19 protein-coding genes are annotated in these 23998 nt (G+C 47.9%); 5 read left to right on the forward strand and 14 right to left on the reverse strand.

The genetic code is table 11. From position 1 onward, the window contains the following. Window positions 1-5: 5 nt before the first annotated feature. Entirely contained in the window at window positions 6-818 is an 813-nt protein-coding gene (gene lgt, locus BN1080_RS11740; protein ID WP_052652252.1) for a prolipoprotein diacylglyceryl transferase, read from the reverse strand. Window positions 819-839: 21 nt separating this feature from the next. After that, the gene (hprK, locus tag BN1080_RS11745; RefSeq protein ID WP_052652253.1) at window positions 840-1766 is read right to left on the reverse strand and encodes an HPr(Ser) kinase/phosphatase; all 927 of its coding nucleotides are present in this window, start codon (window positions 1764-1766) and stop codon (window positions 840-842) included. A gap of 165 nt (window positions 1767-1931) precedes the next feature. Between hprK and BN1080_RS11750 the strand changes: the two genes are divergently transcribed. From BN1080_RS11750 to BN1080_RS11760, 3 genes are all read left to right on the forward strand, one after another. Beyond that, a complete protein-coding gene (locus tag BN1080_RS11750) occupies window positions 1932-2498 on the forward strand; it encodes an N-acetylmuramoyl-L-alanine amidase (RefSeq protein ID WP_052652254.1) in 567 nt (188 codons plus the stop codon). A 77-nt stretch (window positions 2499-2575) separates the two neighbouring features. Beyond that, complete coding sequence (locus BN1080_RS11755; RefSeq protein WP_052652255.1) at window positions 2576-4528, forward strand: GTP-binding protein; 1953 nt, start codon at window positions 2576-2578, stop codon at window positions 4526-4528. Between the two features lie 26 nt (window positions 4529-4554). Further along, window positions 4555-4980, forward strand: a complete 426-nt coding sequence (locus BN1080_RS11760; protein ID WP_052652256.1) for a DUF1801 domain-containing protein — start codon at window positions 4555-4557, stop codon at window positions 4978-4980. A gap of 35 nt (window positions 4981-5015) precedes the next feature. On the opposite strand, the gene BN1080_RS11765 is transcribed toward BN1080_RS11760, so the two are convergent. The 4 genes from BN1080_RS11765 to BN1080_RS11780 form a co-directional block, all read right to left on the reverse strand. Continuing rightward, entirely contained in the window at window positions 5016-6194 is a 1179-nt protein-coding gene (locus BN1080_RS11765) for a DUF4097 family beta strand repeat-containing protein (protein WP_052652257.1), read from the reverse strand. Between the two features lie 116 nt (window positions 6195-6310). Further along, a complete protein-coding gene (gene uvrA, locus BN1080_RS11770) occupies window positions 6311-9193 on the reverse strand; it encodes an excinuclease ABC subunit UvrA (protein WP_052652258.1) in 2883 nt (960 codons plus the stop codon). 6 nt (window positions 9194-9199) lie between these two features. After that, the gene (gene uvrB, locus BN1080_RS11775) at window positions 9200-11182 is read right to left on the reverse strand and encodes an excinuclease ABC subunit UvrB (protein WP_052652259.1); all 1983 of its coding nucleotides are present in this window, start codon (window positions 11180-11182) and stop codon (window positions 9200-9202) included. A gap of 142 nt (window positions 11183-11324) precedes the next feature. Then, window positions 11325-11564: an IDEAL domain-containing protein gene (locus BN1080_RS11780; RefSeq protein ID WP_052652260.1), complete on the reverse strand. Its 240-nt coding sequence runs from the start codon at window positions 11562-11564 to the stop codon at window positions 11325-11327. Between the two features lie 177 nt (window positions 11565-11741). Between BN1080_RS11780 and BN1080_RS11785 the strand changes: the two genes are divergently transcribed. Next, window positions 11742-12296: a competence protein ComK gene (locus tag BN1080_RS11785; RefSeq protein WP_052652261.1), complete on the forward strand. Its 555-nt coding sequence runs from the start codon at window positions 11742-11744 to the stop codon at window positions 12294-12296. A 97-nt stretch (window positions 12297-12393) separates the two neighbouring features. Here BN1080_RS11785 and BN1080_RS11790 read toward each other — a convergent pair whose 3' ends face one another. Together BN1080_RS11790 and BN1080_RS11795 are read right to left on the reverse strand one after the other, a co-directional pair. After that, complete coding sequence (locus BN1080_RS11790; RefSeq protein ID WP_052652262.1) at window positions 12394-12759, reverse strand: YhjD family protein; 366 nt, start codon at window positions 12757-12759, stop codon at window positions 12394-12396. Window positions 12760-13079: 320 nt separating this feature from the next. Further along, window positions 13080-14696, reverse strand: coding sequence for an ABC1 kinase family protein (locus BN1080_RS11795; protein ID WP_052652263.1), 1617 nt, complete (start codon window positions 14694-14696; stop codon window positions 13080-13082). Between the two features lie 103 nt (window positions 14697-14799). Between BN1080_RS11795 and BN1080_RS11800 the strand changes: the two genes are divergently transcribed. Next, window positions 14800-15576 (forward strand): enoyl-CoA hydratase-related protein, encoded by a 777-nt coding sequence (locus tag BN1080_RS11800; protein ID WP_052652264.1) that lies wholly within the window; start codon window positions 14800-14802, stop codon window positions 15574-15576. Between the two features lie 231 nt (window positions 15577-15807). Here BN1080_RS11800 and BN1080_RS11805 read toward each other — a convergent pair whose 3' ends face one another. The 6 genes from BN1080_RS11805 to BN1080_RS11830 form a co-directional block, all read right to left on the reverse strand. After that, a complete protein-coding gene (locus tag BN1080_RS11805) occupies window positions 15808-17784 on the reverse strand; it encodes a S9 family peptidase (protein ID WP_052652265.1) in 1977 nt (658 codons plus the stop codon). A gap of 132 nt (window positions 17785-17916) precedes the next feature. After that, a complete protein-coding gene (menE, locus tag BN1080_RS11810; protein WP_052652266.1) occupies window positions 17917-19473 on the reverse strand; it encodes an o-succinylbenzoate--CoA ligase in 1557 nt (518 codons plus the stop codon). 95 nt (window positions 19474-19568) lie between these two features. After that, entirely contained in the window at window positions 19569-21506 is a 1938-nt protein-coding gene (locus BN1080_RS11815; RefSeq protein ID WP_052652267.1) for an FtsX-like permease family protein, read from the reverse strand. Then, complete coding sequence (locus tag BN1080_RS11820) at window positions 21478-22251, reverse strand: ABC transporter ATP-binding protein (RefSeq protein ID WP_052652268.1); 774 nt, start codon at window positions 22249-22251, stop codon at window positions 21478-21480. The genes BN1080_RS11815 and BN1080_RS11820 overlap by 29 nt, the downstream gene beginning before the upstream one ends. Beyond that, window positions 22211-23257: a sensor histidine kinase gene (locus BN1080_RS11825; RefSeq protein WP_052652269.1), complete on the reverse strand. Its 1047-nt coding sequence runs from the start codon at window positions 23255-23257 to the stop codon at window positions 22211-22213. The genes BN1080_RS11820 and BN1080_RS11825 overlap by 41 nt, the downstream gene beginning before the upstream one ends. Continuing rightward, entirely contained in the window at window positions 23257-23961 is a 705-nt protein-coding gene (locus tag BN1080_RS11830) for a response regulator transcription factor (protein ID WP_052652270.1), read from the reverse strand. The genes BN1080_RS11825 and BN1080_RS11830 overlap by 1 nt, the downstream gene beginning before the upstream one ends. Window positions 23962-23998 lie beyond the last annotated feature (37 nt).

The raw sequence follows: 23998 nt of genomic DNA on the forward strand, positions 1-23998 counted from the left end.
CTCTATTATTTATCCAAATAACGGGGAGGATTTTTCAAGCTCACTCTCCGGTAAATGATGAACACAGCACTGATCAAAATCGCAACAATCGACACGACTTGCGCCGCACGAAGCTCCCCGATCACATACAGGCTGTCCGTCCGCATTCCTTCTATGAAGAAACGGCCAACTGAATACCAGATTGCATAGAAGAAGAACATTTCGCCGCGGACCAGATTCACCCGGCGCAGCAGCAATAACAGGATGATGCCGACAAGGCTCCACAGCGATTCATAAAGAAACGTTGGATGGTAATACGATCCGTCTATGTACATTTGGTTAATAATCCAGTCGGGCAAAAACAAATTCTCCAGGAAATTTCGTGAAACTTCTCCGCCGTGCGCTTCCTGGTTGATGAAATTCCCCCACCGGCCGACAGCCTGGCCGATGAGGATGCTTGGCGCTAAAATGTCCGCCACTTTCAAAAACGGCGTATTGCGGCGTTTCGTGAAAATATAGGCGACAATGACCGACGCAATCAACGCGCCGTGAATTGCAATTCCGCCATTCCAAATGGCGATGATTTCAGCGGGATGGTCTTTGTAATGCTCCCACTGGAATGCAACGTAGTAAATCCGCGCCCCCACAATGGCAAGCGGCACTGCCCAAATGAGGAGATCCGTCAAAAAGTCCGGATGCAGCCCCCGTTTGACCATTTCCCGCTGGCCTACTAAAAACGCAATGATGATGCCCGTAGCAATGATGACGCCGTACCACCGGACATCGATCGGGCCGAGTGAAAACGCGACCGGATCAATTACAGCTAAAATCGAATACATGACTTGCACCTTCCTGTCCACTTAATTTGCATCTTGGGCAATCACTTCGTCCAGACGTTTTGAAAATTCTTCCGCTGCATTGACGCCCATGCGCTTCAACCGGTAATTCATAGCGGCCACTTCGATGATGACGGATAAGTTCCGCCCGGGCCGGACAGGAATCGTTAATTTCGTCAAATCTGTATCGATGATTCGCATCTTTTCTTCTTCCAACCCTAATCGGTCGTAAGTTTTTTCCTGGTCCCAAATCTCCAAATCAATGACCAATGAAATCCGTTTGAACATCCGGACGGCGCTTGCACCGAAAAGCGTCATGATGTCGATGATGCCGACGCCGCGGATTTCAAGCAAATGCTCAATCAACTTCGGCGGATGGCCAACCAGCGTATTTTCGCCTTCCTGATGGATTTCTACGCAGTCATCTGCCACTAAGCGATGGCCTTTTTTGACCAATTCGAGCGCAGTCTCACTTTTCCCGACGCCGCTTTTGCCCGTAATCAACACCCCCACGCCATAAATATCGACTAGCACACCATGAACCGCTGTTGTCGGCGCCAGTTGGCTTTCCAAGTAATTCGTCAACAAACTGGAAAAACGCGTAGTCGGCATTTGCGTGCTGAGCACCGGTACGTGCGTTTTGCTTGAGGCATCCACCAATTCCACTGGCACATCCATGCCGTGGGAAACGATGATTGCCGGAGTTTCTTCGGTGCAGAGTTTCATCATGCGGGTACGGCGTTCATCCGCTTCCAATAAAGCAAAAAACGACAATTCTGTTTTGCCGAGCAATTGCATCCGGTTTGCCGGATAATGCGTGAAGTATCCGGCCATCTCCAGGCCTGGACGCGAGATATCGCTGATCGGAATATGGCGGCCCAACCCTTCTTCGCCGCTGATCAATTTCAAATCAAATGTTTCCATTACTTGTTTTGTTGTAACTTGTCCCATCTTTACCCTCATTCCTTTTACACTCAGAACGAAAGAACTTTTTCAAAGTTCTTTCTTCTTTCAAGCGGTTTGCTCCTATTTTAACATGGAAACAATGAAATTGAAGTTTTTGATGTCTCCTTTCTGTCCGCTCTCTTCTATATAAGTGGAAAAGGAGGAGAAAATATGAAAATAATCATTGATGCAGGGCATGGCCCGGAAACGCCAGGCAAGCGCTCTCCTGACGGCAGGCTTCGGGAATTTCACTTTAATTCCGCTGTCGCGGAGGCGGTCAAAAAACGGCTGGTGTTAGATGGCCATTCGGTCATTTTCAGCCACCAAAAAGAGGCCGATGTCCCGCTGCACGAAAGGACGCACCTGGCTAACCGGCTAAAAGCGGAATTGTTCATCTCTATCCATGCTAATGCATTCGGTTCTGCTTTTAATTCGAGCTGCGGAATTGAATGCTTTACGTATACGAAGCCTTCCGCAGCTGCCAAAACATTAGCCGCCTCCCTCCAAAACGCTTTGGTTCTTGCAACCGGGCGCCCGGATCGCGGTGTGAAAGGAGCTGATTTTGCCGTTCTCCGCGACACGTCAATGCCGGCCGTCTTAATTGAATGCGGCTTTATGACAAACCGGATCGAACTGGAGTTATTAAAATCCGAAAACTACCGAACTTCTTGCGCCGGTGCCATTGTTTTCGCCATCAATTGCTATCAGACTGCATTGCATTCCCGAAGGAAAGCCTAACCGCTTCCTTCGGTTTTTTTATTTTCTGCCCTTTCTGCTACACTTGTTTTAAGAAGTTGAACATAAAGAGGTGCATGATGTACAAAACAATTGGAATTTTAGCGCATGTGGATTCAGGAAAAACCACCTTTTCCGAACAGCTGCTTTTTCATACACACAGCATTCGGCAGCGCGGGCGCGTCGATCATCAGGACACGTTTCTCGATAGCCATGAAATCGAAAAAAACCGGGGAATTACTATTTTTGCTGACCAAGCCCGATTTCAGCATGGCGATTCGACTTACTATTTAATCGATACGCCAGGCCACGTCGATTTTTCTCCGGAGATGGAACGGGCCATCCAAGTGATGGATTATGCCATCGTGCTCGTGAATGCGGCTGACGGCATCGAAGGCCATACGGAAACTGTATGGCAGCTGCTGGACAAATATAACGTGCCGGTCTTCTTTTTTCTCAATAAAACCGACCGGGAAGGAGCAGATCCGGAAGCGGTCTTACAAGAAATGAAACATGAGTTGACGCCTGACGTTTTTGATATGACGAAGGAATTTAGCAATGAAGAGCTTTCCGAGGAATTTATTGAATTTATTGCAGAACGGGACGAGGGTCTGTTGGAGCATTATATGGAATGGGGCTACGATGCGCAGTTATGGCGGCAAACTTTAATCTCCATGATCCGTGACCGCCGGATTTTCCTTAGCGGCAGCGGCTCTGCGCTAAAAGACATCGGTGTCCTAACATTTTTCGAGAAGCTGGATGCCTTGACGGAAACCTCCTATGACGAAGAACAACCATTTTCTGCCAAAGCCTATAAAATTCGGCACGAAGCCAATGGCACCCGCGTGACTTTCTTTAAAATCCTGAGCGGAACGCTGCGTGTCCGCGATGAAATCGAATACGGAGAACCTGGTTCGAGAAAAAGAGAAAAAGCGACGCAGCTCCGGGTTTACAGCGGCGCTAAATTCCAACCGGCTGAGCTGGCGCATGCCGGCGAACTGATTGCTGCAACCGGTTTAAGCGAAACTGCGATTGGCGAAGGGGTGGGAACATTGATCCACTCCCCTTCCACTGATACGATTCCGGCATTGAAATCGAAAGTGCTTTTTGAAGATTCTCTTTCCGTAAAAGAAGTGTTGAAGGCGTTTCAATTTCTCGATGCCGAGGACCCTTCGCTTCATATCAACTGGGATGAGCATTTTCAGGAACTCCATATCCACGTGATGGGCGTGATCCAGTTGGAAGTGCTCGAGCAAATCGTCAAAGACCGTTTCGGTTTCACGGTCACGTTTGGGAATCCCGAAATTCTCTACAAAGAGACGATCACAGACAGCGTTACCGGTTACGGCCATTTTGAACCTTTGCGCCACTATGCGGAAGTCCATCTGAAAATCGAAGCTGCGGAACGCGGCAGCGGCGTCACCCTTTCAAACCTTTGCCATGCGGATGAGTTATCCACAGGCAATCAGAACCTGGTTCTTCACCATTTAAGCGAACGGGATCATCATGGTTTATTGACAGGATCGCCATTGACGGATGTCCATATTACGTTGTTGACTGGCCGCGGACATAAAGAGCATACTTCCGGCGGAGATTTTCGTGAAGCCGCTTACCGAGCCCTGCGCCAAGGGCTTGAAAAAGCCCAAAATCGGCTTTTGGAACCGATGTACCGGTTTAAAATAAGTACGAGCATTGATTTTATGGGCAAAGTGCTGTCCGATATCCAGCAAGCTCACGGAAAGTTTGACGCACCGCACACGGCGGACGGCAAAGTTTTCATCGAAGGCACCGTCCCTGTAGCCACTTTCATGAATTACAGTACGGAATTCGCTTCGTTCACCCACGGCAAAGGAAGTTTAAATCTGCTGTTCGGCGGCTATGATTTCTGCCACAATGAAGAAGAAATCATCCAACAGATTCAGTACGATAAAGAAGCCGATCCCGCTTATACTTCTACGTCGATTTTTTGTGCCAAAGGCCATGGCTATAAGGTGCCATGGGATGAAGCGGAAGCTGCCATGCACCTTTTATAAATTCTTTCAGAAATGAGGGGAAGACGATGTACGAACCGAAGACAAAAGAAACGGATGACAGTGTCATCGAATTTATCGAAGCGGTGGAAAATCCGAAAAAACGGCAAGACGCTTATCGATTGCTAGAGATTTTCGAAGAAACAAGCGGGTATCCGGCTAAAATGTGGGGGCCGAGCATTGTCGGCTTCGGTTCCTATCACTACGTTTACGCTACAGGGCATGAAGGCGATGCACCGCTCGTTGGTTTTTCGCCGCGCAAAGCAAAAACGGCGCTTTACTTCGCAACGGGCGACGACGAACGAAGCAAATTACTCGAAAAGTTTGGAAAGCACACAAGCGGAAAATCCTGTGTATACATCAATAAAACAGAGGATATCGACGTCAGTGTTTTAAAAGAACTGATCGTCCAGTCGATCGCCTTTTTGCAAAAGCTTTATCCCCCAACTCCATAGAAAAAGCCGGCATACGCATGCCGGCTTTTTTATGTTTATTCGATTGTCAGGTAGCGGACAAGAACCGTACCGGTTTTTGTTTCGCCATGGATCAGTAATGGAGCTGCAACAGCTTCCCCGCTGTCTTTCGAGAAGCGGATGGATTTCTGCATAAACTGCCCTTGCTCATGGGTGTTTTCCACATCTGCCAGTAAGACATCCATTTTTCCTAAGTTGGAAGAAACTTCACCTCTGAGCGGCAAATGGGACGGGATGTAGATTTCCAAATTTCCCGCAATGGTCTTCGCTTCCACTTTGCGTGCTTCTTTGCATCTTGACGTTACGACGACATTGCCGTTTAACGACTTCGCTTCAACCGTTTGAATATCGCCGTCTATATAAATGCGGCCATTCAGCGTTTCCGTTTCTAGGAATTTCCCTGCGGCTTCCTGGACTTGGATGGCTCCATTCGCCGTTTCCAGTTCCGCATCATCGAAATTGCTGTTCTTCAAATCGATTTTCCCGTTCGCGGTTTTCACTTTGACCAATGCCGCATCAATGCGCTTCATTGTAAATCCGCCGTTGAACAAACGGGCTGTAATATGGTCATACGTTTTCGCAGGGACATAAAGAACGACATTTACTTGAGTCGTTTTCATGTCGCTGATGATCCGCAGCTTTTGGTTATCTGCAATAAAAACAAATTTATCCAGGAAATCTTCTCTCGCTTGCATTTCCGATTCTGCACGGAATGCTTTAACGGTACATTCAGCCCGGATGGTCTCATCTTGCGAAGCAAAAATTTCAAGCTGCCCGTTCGCTAAATCCGCAATGATGTTATCAATCGCTAAATTCTCCTCGCGGAACGTATGGCTGAATTGGATCGCTTCACCGAAAGGCGAATCAAAATCCATGGTTTTCAATTTGCTTACCGAACTTTGCATAAATGTCATCATGCGGTCGCCCAATTGATTGAAATCCTTCGAAACGTTCTTCGAAAAATCTTTCGTCACGTTTTTGGAAACATCTTTTGAGAATCTTTTGATCATGTCTTCTGGTCTGAATAATCCACGCTTCCCGCGTTTTTCACGGTATTCATTGCGGCCGTAAGAAGAATCACGAGATGATTCCTGGTTTCCGCCGCCGTCAATCGCTCTCAGCAATTCAACCGCTTCTCTCGCCGTAATCGTACCATTTTCGACCATATCCAATATGCGTTCTTTTTCACTTTGCATGTATTGCGGCCTCCTCTTCGCCGAACTCTTGATCAGCCAGCGCTTTGCTTCTGCTGGCCGAACAAAATCCAAGCTGAATGTTCTACTTATTCATACGTTTACTGACTGGAAAAGTTTCATTTTGCTGCTTTTTTCTTGCTTGTCGCTTTTTTGACTTTCGCATCGGTACGGGCGCGGTCCCGTTCCAAAATCGGGCCAAGGTATTTGCCGGTATAAGATTTCTTTACAGCAGCTATATCTTCCGGGGTACCTGTCGCCAGAATCGTGCCGCCTTTGTCGCCGCCTTCCGGCCCAAGGTCAATAATATGGTCCGCAGTCTTGATGACATCAAGATTATGTTCGATGGTTAAGACCGTGTCGCCATTGTCGACTAAGCGCTGGAGCACGAGAAGGAGCCTTGAAATGTCATCCGCATGGAGCCCCGTCGTCGGTTCATCCAAGATATAGAAGGATTTGCCGTTCGAGCGTTTATGCAGCTCGGAAGCCAGTTTGACCCGCTGCGCTTCGCCTCCGGACAGAGTGGTTGCCGGTTGGCCTAAAGTAATATAGCCCAAGCCGACATCGACGATGGTTTTTAGCTTGCGGTGAATTTTTGGATGGTGCTCGAAAAATTGCGACGCTGCTTCCACCGTCATTTCCAATACGTCGGATATGCTCTTGTCTTTGTATTTCACTTCCAACGTTTCACGGTTATAGCGCTTTCCATGGCAAATTTCACATGGGACATATACATCCGGAAGGAAGTGCATTTCTATTTTTATAATACCATCTCCGCGGCAGGCTTCACAGCGTCCACCCTTGATGTTGAAACTGAACCGCCCTTTTTTATAGCCGCGCACTTTCGCTTCATTCGTTGAGGCATATACGTCGCGAATGTCGTCGAATACGCCGGTATAGGTTGCCGGATTCGACCTTGGGGTACGGCCGATTGGCGACTGGTCGATATCGATGACTTTTTCCAATTCATCGATGCCTTCCAATGATTTATGTTTCCCCGGTTTGATGCGTGCCCGGTTCAAACGGCTTGCCAATGATTTATAGAGAATTTCGTTGACTAGGGTACTTTTACCGGAGCCCGATACACCGGTAACCGCTACAAACAAGCCGAGCGGAATATCAATATCTACATTCTTCAGGTTATTTTCGCTGGCTCCGCGAATGGAAATTTTACGTCCATCCGATTGCCGGCGTTCTGCAGGAATTGGGATGAACTTAGTTCCTTTCAAATACTGGCCAGTCAACGATTTTTTATTCTTCATGACTTTTTCAGGAGTGCCGGCAGCGATCACTTCTCCGCCGTGTACGCCTGCTCCGGGTCCGATATCAATTAAATAATCGGCTGCAAGCATTGTGTCTTCATCATGCTCGACGACAATGAGCGTATTGCCGAGATCGCGCATATCTTTTAACGCTCCGATCAACCGGTCATTGTCCCGCTGATGCAAGCCGATTGACGGTTCGTCCAGGATGTACAAGACGCCGGTCAACCGTGAACCGATTTGTGTAGCGAGGCGAATGCGCTGCGCTTCTCCGCCAGATAGCGTGCCCGATGCACGATTCAGCGTCAAATAATCCAAGCCGACATTGATCAGGAAACTGACGCGTTCCCGGATTTCCCGCACAATCGCGTCGGCAATTTGAGCATCTTTTTCCGAAAGGACCAGCTTTGCAAAAAATTTATCCGCTTCGACAATCGAGAATTCAGAAACGGAACCGATGTGCAGATCATTTACTTTAACTGCAAGCGATTCCGGTTTCAAGCGGTACCCTTTGCAAGTCGGACAAGGCTGTTCGCCCATGTATTTTTCCATTTGTTCCCGAGTCCAGTCAGAAGACGTTTCGCGGAAACGGCGGTCGACGTTCGTCAAGACCCCTTCAAAATGGATATGATTGTCCCGGATTTGGCCGTAGTCATTTTCATAACGGAAGCGGATTTTGTCGTGTCCTGAGCCGTGAAGCAGAATTTGGATATGCTCTTCCGGCAATTCGTTCATCGGAACCGTCATGTCGATCTTATAATGCTTGCATACGGCTTTCAGCATTTGCGGGTAATATTGCGAACTTGTCGGTTTCCAAGGCGCGATGGCATCCTGTTCGAGCGACAAACTCCAATCAGGAATCACCAAATCAGGGTCCACTTCGAGCTTATGGCCAAGCCCGTCGCATTCCGGACAAGCGCCAAAAGGCGAGTTGAATGAAAACATCCGCGGTTCCAATTCACCGATTGAAAATCCGCAGATCGGGCATGCATGATGCTCGCTGAATAAGAGCTCTTCCTCTTCCATGACATCGACCAGCACGCGGCCTTCGCCTAAGCGCAATGCCGCTTCCAACGAATCGCTGAGGCGCGGGGCAATGCCTTCTTTCATGACGATGCGGTCAATGACCACTTCAATCGAATGTTTTTTATTTTTATCAAGATTGATGTCATCATCCAGATCGGTTAAGACGCCATCGATGCGCACCCGTACATATCCCTGCTTTTTAATGTCTTCCAGCATCTTCACATGCGTCCCTTTGCGCCCGGAAACCACTGGCGCTAAAACCTGCATTTTGGTCCGCTCCGGATATTCGAGCAAGCGGTCGACCATTTGTTCAATCGTCTGGGACGAAATTTCAATGCCATGGTTCGGGCAGATCGGTTTGCCGATCCGCGCATACATTAAACGCATATAATCGTAGATTTCAGTTACAGTCGCTACCGTAGACCTCGGATTCTTGCTGGTCGTTTTCTGGTCGATTGAAATGGCCGGCGATAGCCCTTCAATCAAATCAACATCCGGTTTGTCCATCTGCCCTAAAAATTGGCGGGCATAAGAAGACAGCGATTCGACGTAGCGCCGCTGCCCTTCTGCATAAATCGTATCAAAAGCCAATGAAGATTTTCCTGAACCGGAAAGGCCCGTCATCACCACAAGCTGATCGCGCGGGATGGTGACATCAACGTTTTTCAAATTGTGGGCTCTCGCCCCTTTTATACGTATTTCCTGGTTTTTCAAATTCCATCACCCTTCCGCTTTCAATTCAAGCACAGTATCTCGAAGTTCGGCTGCCCGTTCGAAATCGAGGGCTTTTGCCGCTTCTTTCATTTCTGTTTCCAATAACGAAATCAGCTTCAGGCGGTCTTCTTTGTTGAGCTTTTTGCCTGCCGCTGCTTTTGTCACGTATTCTTCGGTTCCTTCCGCTGCGGTCGTCGCCCGGATAACATCGCGGATTTTCTTCTGGATGGTAACCGGCGTGATGCCGTGTTTTTCGTTGTATTCCGCTTGGATGGTTCGGCGTCGAGTCGTTTCCTCAATCGCTTTCGTCATCGAATCGGTCATTTTGTCCGCATACATGATGACGTGGCCGTTCGCGTTCCGGGCTGCCCGGCCCATCGTTTGGATCAATGACCGCTCGGAACGGAGGAAACCTTCCTTGTCTGCATCGAGAATGGTGACGAGCGACACTTCCGGAATATCCAATCCTTCACGAAGCAAGTTGATGCCGACCAGCACATCGTAGACACCCATGCGCAGCTCCCGGATAATTTCAATGCGTTCCAATGTTTTTATCTCGGAATGCAGGTAATTTACTTTCACGCCTGCCTCTTTCAAATAAGCCGTTAAGTCTTCCGACATTTTTTTGGTCAATGTCGTTACGAGTACCCGTTCATCCCGTTCCACACGCTGGCGGATTTCATCCATTAAATCATCGATTTGCCCTTCAATCGGCCGCACTTCGATTGTTGGATCGAGCAAGCCTGTCGGACGGATGATCTGCTCGACCATTTCCGGCGTATGTTCAAGTTCATACGGCCCCGGCGTTGCTGATACGAATACCGCTTGATGGATATGCTCTTCGAATTCATCGAAGGTCAATGGGCGGTTATCCATGGCAGACGGCAAACGGAAACCATGGTCCACAAGCACTTTTTTGCGCGCTTGGTCCCCATTGAACATGCCTCGGACTTGCGGCAATGTAACGTGGCTTTCATCAACGACCAAGAGGAAATCTTCCGGGAAATAATCGATGAGTGTATACGGCTGAGCGCCCGGCGGACGCAAAGTCAAATGGCGGGAATAGTTTTCGATGCCTGAACAGAATCCCATCTCACGCATCATTTCAAGATCGTAGCGCGTCCGCTGCTCTAAGCGCTGCGCCTCCAGCAATTTATCTTCTGCACGCATTTCTTTTAGGCGTTCTTCCAATTCCGCTTCAATATTGGCAATGGCCTTCGTCATTTTTTCTTCACCGGTTACAAAGTGGGATGCCGGATAAATGGCGACGTGTTCGCGCTCGCCGATAATTTCGCCGGTCAACGCATCCACTTCACGGATCCGATCGATTTCATCGCCAAAAAATTCGACACGCAAACAATGTTCGTCACGGGACGCCGGGAAAATTTCCACGACATCTCCGCGCACACGAAAAGTTCCGCGAATGAAATTGATGTCGTTGCGTTCATACTGGACATCAACCAATTTCCGGAGCAGCTGATTGCGTTCGATTTCCATTCCTTTTCGAAGAGAAACCACGAGTTCGCGGTATTCTTTTGGAGATCCGAGCCCGTAGATGCAGGATACCGAGGCAACGACGATGACATCGTCGCGTTCAAACAAAGAGCTTGTGGCAGAGTGCCGCAATTTATCAATTTCGTCGTTGATGCTGGCATCTTTTTCTATATAAGTATCCGATTGCGGAACGTATGCTTCCGGCTGATAGTAATCGTAGTAGCTGACAAAGTATTCGACCGCATTATCCGGAAAGAATTCTTTGAACTCGCTGTAAAGCTGGCCAGCTAATGTTTTGTTGTGGGCCATGATCAAAGTCGGCTTCTTCACTTGCTGAATGACATTGGACATCGTATACGTCTTCCCTGTCCCTGTCGCCCCAAGCAATGTCTGGCAGCGCTTGCCATTGATGATGCCTTTTGTCAGTTCCGCTATGGCTTGCGGTTGATCTCCGCCCGGTTCATAAGGGGCCTGGAGTTTAAATTCCTGTTTCATAGTCAACGTCCTCCCATTATATCGCTCTCTCTATTTTATCATATGCCCTAAAAATCCCCTAACAAAAAGCGAACGTATGTTTTTTTCGTTTTTTCTTTTCCGGCCAACAAAAAAAACCGCTCACAAGGAGCGGTTTTCTCATTTAATCTTCATCACATTGCAGGCTCTGCAACTGTGCGGTATAAGTGGCGAATGATTGACGGTCATTATTGTCCAGGGCTTCATCGATTAGTGTCATGAGCTGAGCTTCTTGCTGCGAGCGGTGAACATGCTTTAGGAATAAATCCAGATAAATATCATTTAGCAGTTTTTCCGCTTCTGTAATCTTCTTTGTTTGAGCCATCGCTTTCATGAAATCAGCATAAGAATAATAGTTTTCCATTCTTCTTCACCCCGAATGCTTTTCATTAGTATACATGAAAGCAATAGGAATAATCAATAACTTTTTTGAAAATTCTAATGAAATAGAAAAAAATTTATATTCCGATTAAATGCGTTGCTAAATTTCCATATTTTATTATAATGTTATATGTATAGTAAATTAAAGGGGTGTTTTATCATGGGTAGAAGGAATCAAAATCCCATATCTTATACGGTGTGCAGCAACACTTACGCTCTTATGCCATACATGAACGGCCACCGCGAGGGCACACGGGTAATTGAAGACCGCAGTGAATTCATAGTGGAAGAATCGGTTTATAAAACGGTCACTTCTTCCTGTTCGTTTTACCGGGGATCTTTGGAAAGCGCAACGCTATATTCCCAGAAGGCCATCCGCGTCAAGCACAAACCGCCGGTCATTATCGGCGAATATTACGGCAATCCCTTGCTCTTCTTCCCGACGCATTCCCCGAAGAACAAAGATTCCGTCTGGTTTAACTTTGATGCTGTGGACCTTGTCGATACCGATGAAAGCGGAAAAGGAAGCATTGTGCATTTGAGCAACGGGGTGACGGTGCCGCTCGACGTCTCGCCCATCGCACTCCGCAACCAGCATTCATTCGCCGGTTCGCTTCGCCGTTATTTTAAAAACGCGCAGCAGGTCCATAAACACCAGATGATCTATTTGACCAAGCGCCGCTATACACCGCGCAAAGAACATCCGCTCGACTGATTGACTTCTTTTAAGCAAAGAGGCAGAGATTCATACCTCGACGATTCGTCAGCCTCTTTTCTACCTGATCGACCCTCTTTCAATCGTCTCCTTCACCTTATGTTTCATTGTAGGCCATCGCTAAATACACCCTCAATAATTCCTCTACCCGATTGCGCAGCCTGACATTCAAATAGCGGCGATGGTCTTCAAATCCGCCATGGTAAAAAACATATTCGGTGAACGTATCATCTCTTTTCCCTCTCATCACTTTCATTTGGCGCTTCCGCATATGGATTTTTGTATCCGTCAGTTCTCTTTGCGCATGTTTGCTCGCGCCTTCTATAAGTTCCAAATAGGGCCGTTTCAGCTTAAAAGAACCTTTTTCGATCAAGGCGCGGTCGCGTTCCAAAATGATCAACACCATCGGCAAATAAATCATGTTTTCAAAATGGGCTACTTCCTCTTGTGAGATCAACGGCATCTGGTCCACCTCCCCAAAAGAGAACATTTGTTCTTATTTTCATTTTACAGCTAAAATGGCAGAAAGCAATAGCCCTTATGTAAAAAAACTGCGCTGCCATTAGCGCAGTTTTTCAAATTGTCGAGAAACTGGTTGGATTGATGCATGTACTTCTGAATTCCGTACTGCGGCGCTATGGACAACGTTTCCACAATAAGCCGCGATCAATCGCTTCGCAGCAGTTTTGCAGAGCATCGAATTTTCAGGCGGATTTTTTCCTTTTCTACCTTTTTCAACACATCAAAAAAACTGCGCTGTCATTAGCGCAGTTTTTTTGATGGTTATTTAATGGAGCGGTATGTCCATAAAGATCCGACGAAAAATGCAGAAGATACCCAAATCAATGCTTCGTGGGAAAACCAGACTGCTACAGAGATGCCGCCAAATGACAAGATCGTGAAGATGCCGGCGAACATGCGGCTCTGCAAATCTCTTTGGTGCTCCCGAATGCGGCCGTCCCGATTTTCCAGGTAATGGCGCATGCGCTCCGGCTCTTCCAAGTAATTGAGCACTTTCTGCGGGAAAACCCGCAGCGGATTGGATGCTTGAATCACCCAGCGCCAGACATCTTCTTTGCCGAACATCCGCTTCCCTTCTTTTTGGGAAGAAGCCCATTCCAGTATGCGCGGACGGGCCAGCGCCAGCAAATCAATGCCAGGATCCAGGACATGCAGCACTCCGACAAAAATCGAAGCCGCTCTTCCGAAAAACGCGAATTCTGCCGGAAGCTGAACCGGCTGCGTCCGGACGATGCCTTGCAGATCTTTCAGCAAGCGTTCGACCACAAAGCTGTCCATCTGCATGAGTTCATTCGATTCATAAGCAGCGACGAGCCGGGCAATCGTATCGGCGAGAAGGGCCCGATCCGCCTGCGGCAAAAGAAAACGCAGCTCTTCCAGTGCATCGAGCACTTCGTCGTAGTTTTTGAAAATGATGCCTTCTGCAATTCTTAGGACCGCTTGTGAATCGGCTTTTGAAATCGTTCCGGTCATCCCAAAATCGATCAAGACAATCGTGCCGTCAGGCTTCAATAAAATATTGCCGCCGTGCGGGTCCGCATGGAATTGTCCTCCGTAGAGCACTTGTTCAAGAAACAGGATGAACAAACGCTCAGACAGCTCATGCCGGTCGAGATTGTGCTTTTCGATAAAGGCCAGATCCGTAATGCGCGCGCCTTCGATCCATTCCATGACGAGGATGCGGCGCGTCGTATATTCATCGAAATAGACAGGAAAACGGACGCCTTCCATTCCCTCAAAACGCTCAGAAAAAGCGCGTCCACTTTGAAGCTCTTGAAGAAAATTCAGTTCGGCTCCAATCGTTTCCGTCATTTCATCGTATAATTGCTTGAAATCCATCTGTTTGGATAGGGGTGTAAATGTCCGCAGAAACCAAATCACGATTCGGATTGCCTGAAAATCAGCGCGCAAAATCCGATCGGTGCCAGGGCGCTGCACTTTGATGGCCACTTCCGTTCCATCTTTTAAAATGCCTTTGTAAACTTCTCCGATAGAAGCAGAAGCAACCGCCTCATTGGATAGGCTCGCCAAATAGCTGGTATGAGGCGAATTCCACTCCTGCTCCAGCACCGAGACAATCTTTTGGCGAGACACGGCTGGCACCCGGTCTGTCAGCCCTTCCAGTTCCACTAAAAATGAAGGCGGCATGATGTCGGCTCGCGTAGATAGGAATTGGCCCAGTTTAATCATTAATCCGCTTAATTTCAAAGCGAGCACTTTGTACTCTTTTGCTTGTTTCGTTACGAGTTTTTCCCATTTTTCCTGCACAAGCGGATTCCAGTTGCCCCGGTGGCGGCGCTGGAAAAGCATCACTTGCGTGTAGAATTTGATTGCCATGAAGACAATGCGGAAAATGCGGATGAATGCGATGCGCGTCATTTGTGAGCCTCCTTCCCTGGCTTCCATTATAGAGTTTGTTAGCGGAATAGTCCAAAAAGTGGTATGTTTTTAAAGGATGGAAAGTTCTTAAAGGGGGATGGAAATGAACACGATTCATTACGAACAACAAGGGAATCTGGCTTTTATTACGCTGAACCGGCCAGAGGCCATGAATGCGTTCAACTACGAGATGCTGACGGAACTTGGACAAGTCGTCGAAGCGATCCGCATTAATCCGGATATCCGGGTCGTAGTGTTTACAGGGGCTGGCGAGAAGGCATTTAGCGTAGGAGCTGATTTGAAAGAACGTAAAACGTTGACCGACCAGCACGTCAAACGCAATATCTTCAAAATCGGGGAAGTTTTTACAACGATTGAAAATTTGCCGCAGCCAACCATCGCCATGATGAACGGCTTTGCATTCGGCGGCGGCATGGAGCTTGCCCTCGCTTGTGATTTCCGCATAATTGCGGATGATACGCTGCTCGGCTTGACGGAAACGAGCCTTGCGATTATCCCGGGAGCTGGCGGCACCCAGCGTTTGCCGCGGCTGATCGGCGAATCGAAAGCGATGGAATTGATCTTGACGGCGCGCCGCTTGAAATCACCGGAAGCGCTTGAATACGGGCTGGTGACCAAAGTGGTGCCGCGCGAAGAGTTGATTGGGGCGACTGCTCAGTTTGCGGATATGATGCTCGCGAACGGCCCAATTGCACTGCAGCAAGCGAAATACGCCATCAAGAACGGTATGAACGCAGATTTGCAGACCGGTTTGAATATCGAACGGAAAGCCTACGAGCTGACGATTCCGACCGAAGACCGCATCGAAGCGTTGATGGCATTCGGCGAAAAGCGCAAACCGGTGTTCAAAGGAAAATAGTAAGAAATGAAAAAAGCCGTGCAGCCTGCACGGCTTTTCTTATTGAAATTTCCCTTCGCGCAAGTAAACTCTTTTATTCCGCAAATAATCTCCCGCATTCCGCAAATAAACCCACGTATTCCGCAAACAACCTTCCGAATCCCGCAAGCAAACTCTCGAATCCCGCAAATAAACCCCGAAACTCCCTAAAAAAGCGGCACCTAACAATTAGGCGCCGCTCACTTTAGACTCTTATAGGTATTTTTCCATCCAGCCGGCAATTTGCTCCAGGCGGATGAAACGGAGATTCGGTTTACCGGTGCGCGATAAGTTATGGTCGGCTTCCGGGAAACGGACGAATTCGGTTTCTTTGCCCATGCTTTTCAGCGTGATGTAGAATTGCTCCGATTGTTCAATCGGGCAGCGGTAATCGTTTTCTGAATGGAGGATCAGCAGCGGCGTTTTGACATTGGCTGCGTATTTCAGCGGCGAATGCTTCCATAGTTTCTCGATATCGCCCATATCGGCGCCGATTTGCCAATCGCTGAAATAATATCCGATATCCGACACTCCGAAGAACGAGATCCAGTTGGAGATGGAGCGCTGCGTCACGGCCGCTTTAAACCGATCCGTATGGCCGACAATCCAGTTGGTCATGAATCCGCCGTAGCTTCCGCCGGTGACGCCCAACCGATCTTGATCGATCCAGCTATGTTCAGCCACCATGTCTTCGAGTGACTTCATGATATCTTCGTAATCCGCCCCGCCGTAATCGCCGCGGACGGTATCCACAAACTCCTGGCTGTAGCCGTGGCTTCCTCTTGGATTGACGTAAAGAACGCCGAAGCCTCTTGCTGCAAGCAACTGCATTTCATGGACAAACGTATTGCCGTACATGGCGTGCGGGCCTCCGTGAATATTCACGACCAGCGGATATTTCTCCCCTTCCGTATAGCCGCGCGGTTTCATCAGCCAGCCGTGCACCGCCCAGTCATTGGCCCCTTTTGCGATAATCGAGGCGGGCTGAATCAATTCCGTTTCTTCGAGATAGGTTTTATTGAACTCTGTCAGGGCTTTGCGTTCACCTGTCGCAATGGTCAACTTATACAATTCCCCGGGATTTACGGGATTGCTGATGGCAGCTACTGCAAATACGCCGTCCCGTGAAATATCGTAGCCGTAAATGTGTTCCATTTCCGGAGATGCCGGGTAGATGGCGCCGTCGAGCGAAGCGAAGTACAAACGGACATCGCCCATAGTCGACACCTGGAAATACAGGTGGTCGTCTTTTGTCCAGACCACTGCCGGGGCAGCGGCGCCTTGCTGATGGTCAGCCACTGTATAATCGCCGATCGGGAAATCCATGCTTTCCGTCAGGCAGAAATAGCCGCCTGCAGCCACGTCGTATACGTAAATTTCTGTATGTGTCGCATTTTCGAAGTTACGAGTGCTTCCCGCAAAGGCGATTTTCGAATCATCAAATGAAAAGGCTGCCCCGCCAAAATAACCGCCTTCATCAATGATCAATGTTTCTTTTTTGGTTTCAACTTCGTATAAATACAATGGTTCTTGGAAGAGGTGATCCACATTTTCTTCCCGTACTACGCTGTAAACAAGGCGGCTGCCGTCATGCGATATGGTCTCCAAACCGAAATGGTAATCGCCTTCTGTGATTTGCTCCACTTCTTTTGTTTCAATGTCGACGATTCCAATTTGGCGATGGACATCTTGCGGCACAAGACCCGCACCGTCCATTTTGTATTTCATGGTCGTGACGAAGACCGGCTCCGGCTTTTTCTTTTCATCTTTTTCTTCTTTATCGGTAAATGTTTTTCCGTCTTTTGCCATGGCATTGATCCAAATTTTCTGATTGCAAGGCGACCAGACAAAACTGTTTACGCCTTTTTCATAATCCGTCAAAGCTTTCGCTTCGCCTCCGGATGACGGGATGACGTATAATTGGTTTTTCTCATCGCGCGTCGATAAAAAGGCGATTTTCGTTCCATCTGCGGACCACGACGGCGAAGAAACGCGTTCTTTTCCGTACGTCCACTGCGTCACTTTTCCGCTTGCCAAATCACTATGGTACAGATGGGCAATATATGTATTTTCTTCTTCATCCATATGGGTCCGGACGAACACGGCTTGCGTTCCATCTGGAGAAATGTGAGGATCGGTCACCGATATTAATTTGGTCAAGTCTTTGATTTCTACTGCTTTTTTCGCCACGTGAAATCCCCCTAGGTAATTATTTCGAAACTCGCAATACTACTTCTCCTACTATAATGAAAAATGTCAGTCTTTTCAATCAAATGCCAAAAAAAGGCTCGGGCAATCCGACTGCCTGAGCCTTTCTTTTCTTTAGGATTGTTTCAATGCTTGATCTTTTAAGGAACGGCGAAGAATTTTCCCTGTCGTATTTTTCGGAAGATCGTCAAGCACTTCAAAATGCTTCGGCACTTTATATTTCGCCAAGTGCTCGGCGCAATACGCGTGAAGCTCTTCTGCCGTAATCGAAGAATCTTTTAATACCACATAGGCATTCACTTCTTCTCCGAAATTCGGATCCGGCAAACCGACAACAGCCGCTTCTGAAATGCCTGGATGTGCAAATAGCACTTCTTCGACTTCACGCGGATAGACGTTATAGCCGCCTACAATAATCATGTCTTTTTTCCGGTCAACGATATAGAAATAGCCTTCTTCGTCTACTCGAGCCAAGTCGCCCGTGTAGAGCCAGCCATCCCGTAGTGCAGCATTCGTCTCTTCGGGCATCTTGTAGTAGCCTTTCATGACGTTCGGCCCGCGGACCACCAATTCGCCGACTTCGCCTACTGCCACTTCTTCGCCTAATTCATTCACGACTTTATTTTCTACATTGATGATGGAAGTTCCGATCGAACCGGCTTTCCGCTCACGGTCAACCGGGTTGAAGCATGTAACCGGCGACGCTTCAGACAAGCCGTAGCCTTCCGATACACGGACATTGAACTTCTCTTCAAAATTATGGAGCAATGCGACCGGCAATGCCGATCCTCCTGAAATCGCGAGACGGACGGTTTCAAAATCAGCCGTTTGCGCTTCCGGGAATTGATACATAAAATTGAACATCGTCGGTACTCCGGCAAAAACGGTCGCTTTCTGCGACTTGATCGCATCAAATACATCTTTCGGATTGAAGCGCGGAATCAAGATGATCGTAGCCCCTTGAATCAACGGTGCATTGACGACAACCGTCAAGGCGAATACATGGAAGACCGGCAATGTTGCGATAACACGGTCTTCTGGGCCGATCTGAAGGTAATCCCCTACATCGCGGGCATTTGAATACAAATTGCCGTGTGTCAGCATCGCCCCTTTCGGCTTTCCTGTAGTACCCGATGTATACAAAATGACAGCGTTGTCATCTGTCTGCACATCAGCCGACTGTTCAATCGGATCTGCTTTGTAAAGAATTTCCGAGAAAGCCGCGACTTTTTGTCCGACCTCTTTCGGCAATTGAGCCAATTTGGCAGCCGTCGCTGCATCCGTTTCGCAGATGACAAACTCCTCTACTTTCGGAAGCGCCATGTGCGCTTTTTCAACAAGCGGCAATAATGCATCAAGGGCAATAACCACTTTCGCATCACTGTCTTTTACTATGTAAGCGATTTCATCCGGCGCGTAAATCGGGTTGATCGGCACAGCAGTTGCCCCGAGCCGCATCGTTGCATATAAAGAAATCAAAAAATGCGGAGAGTTGCCGAGCAAAAATGCCACGTGGTCTCCTTGTGCGACTCCCAATGCTTTAAGCGCGCCGGCAAATTTGGATACGGACTGGTCGAATTCCCCGTACGATGTATCTTTCCCCATAAAATGATACGCCGCTTTGCTTGGATCTTGCTGTGAAATTTCATGAACACGTTTGCTTAAATTCATTTTCCATCCCTCTTTCGTGTTGAATGAACAGTCATTCATTATTTACACTATATCATTATAGAATAAATCTTCTGACAATACAACAAGCACCGTTTTTACGATGCTTGCAAATGGGCGATATAACGCCACCGTATTAAATAGAAATAAAGCACTTGGGCAATCGTGAATCCGGCCAGGACCAGAACCATTTCACCAAGTATCGAAAGCTCCGCAAATTCATCCCACACCACTTGGAGCGAAATGAACGCGAAAGTGCTATGCAGCAAGGCAACGATCCACGGCAGGAAAAACTGCGGGATGAGCTGGCGGTTGACGATCTTTCCAAGTTCTTTCTCCGTCATCCCCAGGCGGACCAAGAGCAGGTATTGCTTCCGGTCCCGTTCGAGCCCTGTATACAATTTAAAGTAAATGAAGCTTCCGGCTGCCAACAAGAATACGGCAGCAACCATGACACCGATAAAGAGCAAGATAGCGAAAGAGGATTTGAACCAGCGGTAATCTTCCCCCGGGTTCTCAAAAAAGAAATTCAGCCCGCTGAAATCTTCCTTCTCCACGGCTTTATCAATTTGAGCGGTTAAATCCGCACCAATGGCTACCGTTTCTTCCCACGACGGAATATCGAAGGCGTAATAAGTGAAAGTCGATTCCCCGTCCGCATAGCCTTGGAGCGGTTCGTCGATTGCCGCATAGTCCAGGTCATTTACGACAATGCTATTGAAATTGATCGTATGCACCGGGAAAAGAATATGCGGATAGACTTGGTCGATCGACAGTTCAACTCCGCTTTCCATCAATTCCGTTTGGACTTGGCTTTTACCCAGTTCTTTTAGGGATTCTTTTGAATACGGGATGAACAGTGCTTCCCCCCGGTCGGGATACGCAGGTTCGAAGCCGAGCGATGCCGCCAGACGATTGAATTCGGACATGCGGATGATATCCACATCGTTTCCGGTAAACGTGGATGTCTGCCGCTTCACTATTAATGGAACGAGATCGTATGCCAATTCCTTTTCTTCAAGTTCAGCCGTCAAGGCCTCGACATGCTCCACCTCTTTGCCATTGCCGTCAAATGAAATGTAAACAAGCCCGAGCGGATTTGATTCCCGGTAGTCCCCCGTATACGACATAAAGGAAGCGAGTGTGCCGACCGTTAAAAAAGCGACAGTGGACACGATCGTCACGATGAAAAACATTTGTGCGCTGTCTTTCAGTTTGACCGAAGCTTCTGCCAGAGAAACCAACCGGGTCTTATGCCAGTAAATCCCTTTTCTTCGTTTGTAAAGATTCAGCAAAGAATGGACGGAATGCGTGAAGAACAGATAGGTCCCTAATGTAGCCAGCGGCGGAATGATCAGCACCATGGTGTAAACGGTCTGATCCGTCACGATCGAGGCCAGCACGTACGAGATGGCCAGCAGCAAAAAGCCTAAAAAAGACAGCCAGCGCGAGGCGTTCGTAATTTCGTCCACTTTCCAATAGCCCTGCAGCAAATCCAAGATTCCTTTCGTCCGGATAAAAGCGACGCTGATCACCGAAATGATGATGAAAAGGCTCGCAAATGCCCCAATCGTCAGGGCAAAGGGCTGCCACGAAACATACAGCGGAAGCGATTCGAGCTCCATGATTTCACGGCCGATCATAAAGAAAAACTTTGAAAAGGCAAAACCGAAAGCGATGCCCGCCACGGTTGAAACCGAACCGAGGATCATCGTTTCAAAGAAAATTAATTTATTGAGCTGCTTTTTGGTCATCCCCAGATGCATGAGAATCCCGAATTCCTTCGAGCGGGCCTGCAAAAAAGCACTCATCGAATAAAACAGGAAAAACAGCGTAAAAATATACAGGACAACTTCCGCGATGAACATTCCGCGGACAGCGAGCACCTGCAAGCCGTCTTCTTCAAATAATGGATGGAAGATGAACATCGAATAGACGAAGAACACCATTACGGAAACGACGCTTGCGAGGAAAAAAGCGGCATAGCTTCTCCGGTTGCGGAACACATTATGGTAAGCGAGTTGCCGAAAGGTCATTCACATTTCCTCCAAGCAAGGATAATACATTCAAGATCCTTTGATAGAATGTTTGGCGACGTTCATCGCCATAGATTTCATTGAAAAATTCACCGTCTTTGATAAATAGCACCCGATTGCAATAGCTGGCGGCAATCGGATCATGCGTCACCATGACAATCGTCGCGCCTTCATTGGCGCTGACTCTCGATAAAAGATCCAAAACGTCTTTGGACGCTTTGGAATCCAAATTCCCGGTCGGTTCGTCCGCTAAGATGATGGCGGGCTTATGGATCAGCGCGCGCCCGATGGCCGTGCGCTGGGCTTCCCCACCTGAAATTTCATTCGGCCGTTTATGCAGGATCGGCGTCAAATCCAGGCGCTTCGCCAATTCCAGCACCCTTGTGGCCATATCATTGACCGGCACGTAATCGAGTGTCAGCGGCAGCACCAGGTTTTCTTCCACTGTCAGCATCTGCAGCAAATTAAAGTCTTGAAAGATAAAGCCCAATTTTCTTCTGCGAAATAGGGCCAATTCATTTTTATCCAAACGATGTGGATTGATGCCGTCGATCAGAATCTCCCCTGCCGTCAACGAATCAATCGTTGAAATCAAATTCAGCAAGGTGGTTTTCCCGCTTCCGGACGGCCCCATGACCGCCAAAAATTCGCCTTTTTCCACTTCGAAGCTTAATTGATTGAGGGCTCTATGCGTCACTTTTCCTTCATAGACCTTCGTCACTTCGTCGATTTTCAATAACGGCATTGCCTTCTCCTCCTGTTGCTGTATCTTCATTGTCAAATAAGACAGATACCGTCGTGCCTTCTCCTTTTACCGAGGAAATGGAGAATTGGTGGCCAAGTTTTCCACACACTTCTTTCGCCAAGTACAAGCCCATGCCTGTGGACTCTCCCGTCTTCCGCCCATTCTCTCCCGTAAAGAAAGCTTTCGTAATGCGCGGCAGGTCAGATGATGGAATCCCGATGCCTTCATCCCGGATGGTCAACAAGAGATGCCCTTCCTGGCATTTTGCTTGGATGTAGACTTTTTTGTTCGGTTCAAATGTATATTTGATGGCATTGGTCAAAAACTGGCCGAGGATGAACTTCATCCATTTCCGGTCGGTTGTGACCGTAAAATTATCGTCCACGTCAATTTCCGGGTAAACCCGCTTTGAAATGAACAGCCGTTTGTTTTCGGTTACGATTTCGGATACAAGCCCACGCAAATGGACTTGTTCAATTTGCATATCGTCTTCAAATGTATCGAGGCGGGCATTCATCAAGACCGTATCCAGCCCTGCTTTTAAGCGATCCATTTCTTCCTGCACACTGCTTTTATCCAATTCCTTGTCTTCCTGCAAGAGAAGCTGCATGACGGACAGCGGAGTTTTCATCTGATGCACCCATTGGTTCATAAATTGAAGATGGCGCTTTTCCGCAGCATATAAAGCTTGGGCTTCGTGCTGATACACGCGGTACAGTTCATGCATATATTTTTCGCTTTGCAGCTGTTCCGGCGATCGGCCTTCACGCTGGATGGCATGCTCCATCTTATCCGGAACAGAGAGAATCTTTTGGTAAAAGCGGTAGCGTTTGGCAAAACGAGCCGCCAAAAAGGTAATGACCAATAACGTACTGATGACAAACGAATAAATCGCGGTATCGACATTCCGGAAGCCATCCAGCCAGTAAAGCGCCATGATGAAGGCCACCAAAATTGCCTGGAAGACAATGAACGCCGCGTGCTCTTTAAAAAACAGACGGAACATTACAGCTCCTCCTCATTCAACAGCAAACGATAACCGGATCCCCGAACCGTTTCAATCGAAGATTTCACTTCATAATCCGCCAATTTTTTGCGGACACGGGCCATATTGACGTTCAATGTATTTTCATCTACAAAAGCTTGATCGTCCCAAAGCTCTTCCAGCAATTGTTCCCGTGTGACCACTTTCGGGTACTGGGACAACAGCAATTCCATAATGGTGCACTCTTTTTTCTGAAGCGGAATAATCACCGATTTCACATGCAATTCCATGCGCTCCAAAAACAATTCGATGCGGCCGGCTTTGACGGAACGCTCTTCTTGTTTTGGCGCATATTCACCATACGCCCTGCGCAGGTGGCTTCTTATTTTTGCAAGGACGATTTCGTAATGAAAAGGTTTCGTGATGAAATCGTCTCCACCATTTTCCAAGGCAAATACTTGATCCATTTCTCCAGACCTTGCGGAGATGAAAAGAATGGGGCATGTGGATTTTTGGCGAAGTTGGCGGCACCAGTAATAGCCGTCAAAAGAAGGCAGATTGATATCCAATAAAACCATATGAGGATCAAATGCTTCGAATTCTTCCAAGATGCGGTCAAAATCTTTTGCGGTTTCCACTTCGTAATGATATTTGCGAAGCGTTTCTGCTAATAATGCCGCGATTTTCAAATCATCTTCTACGATAAAAATTCGTTGGGCTGCCATCCGGATTCCCCCTTTCCGTTTTATTTCCATTTTAACA

Origin of the sequence: Planococcus massiliensis, assembly GCF_000821325.1 — a bacterium.
Classification (GTDB): domain Bacteria; phylum Bacillota; class Bacilli; order Bacillales_A; family Planococcaceae; genus Planococcus; species Planococcus ruber.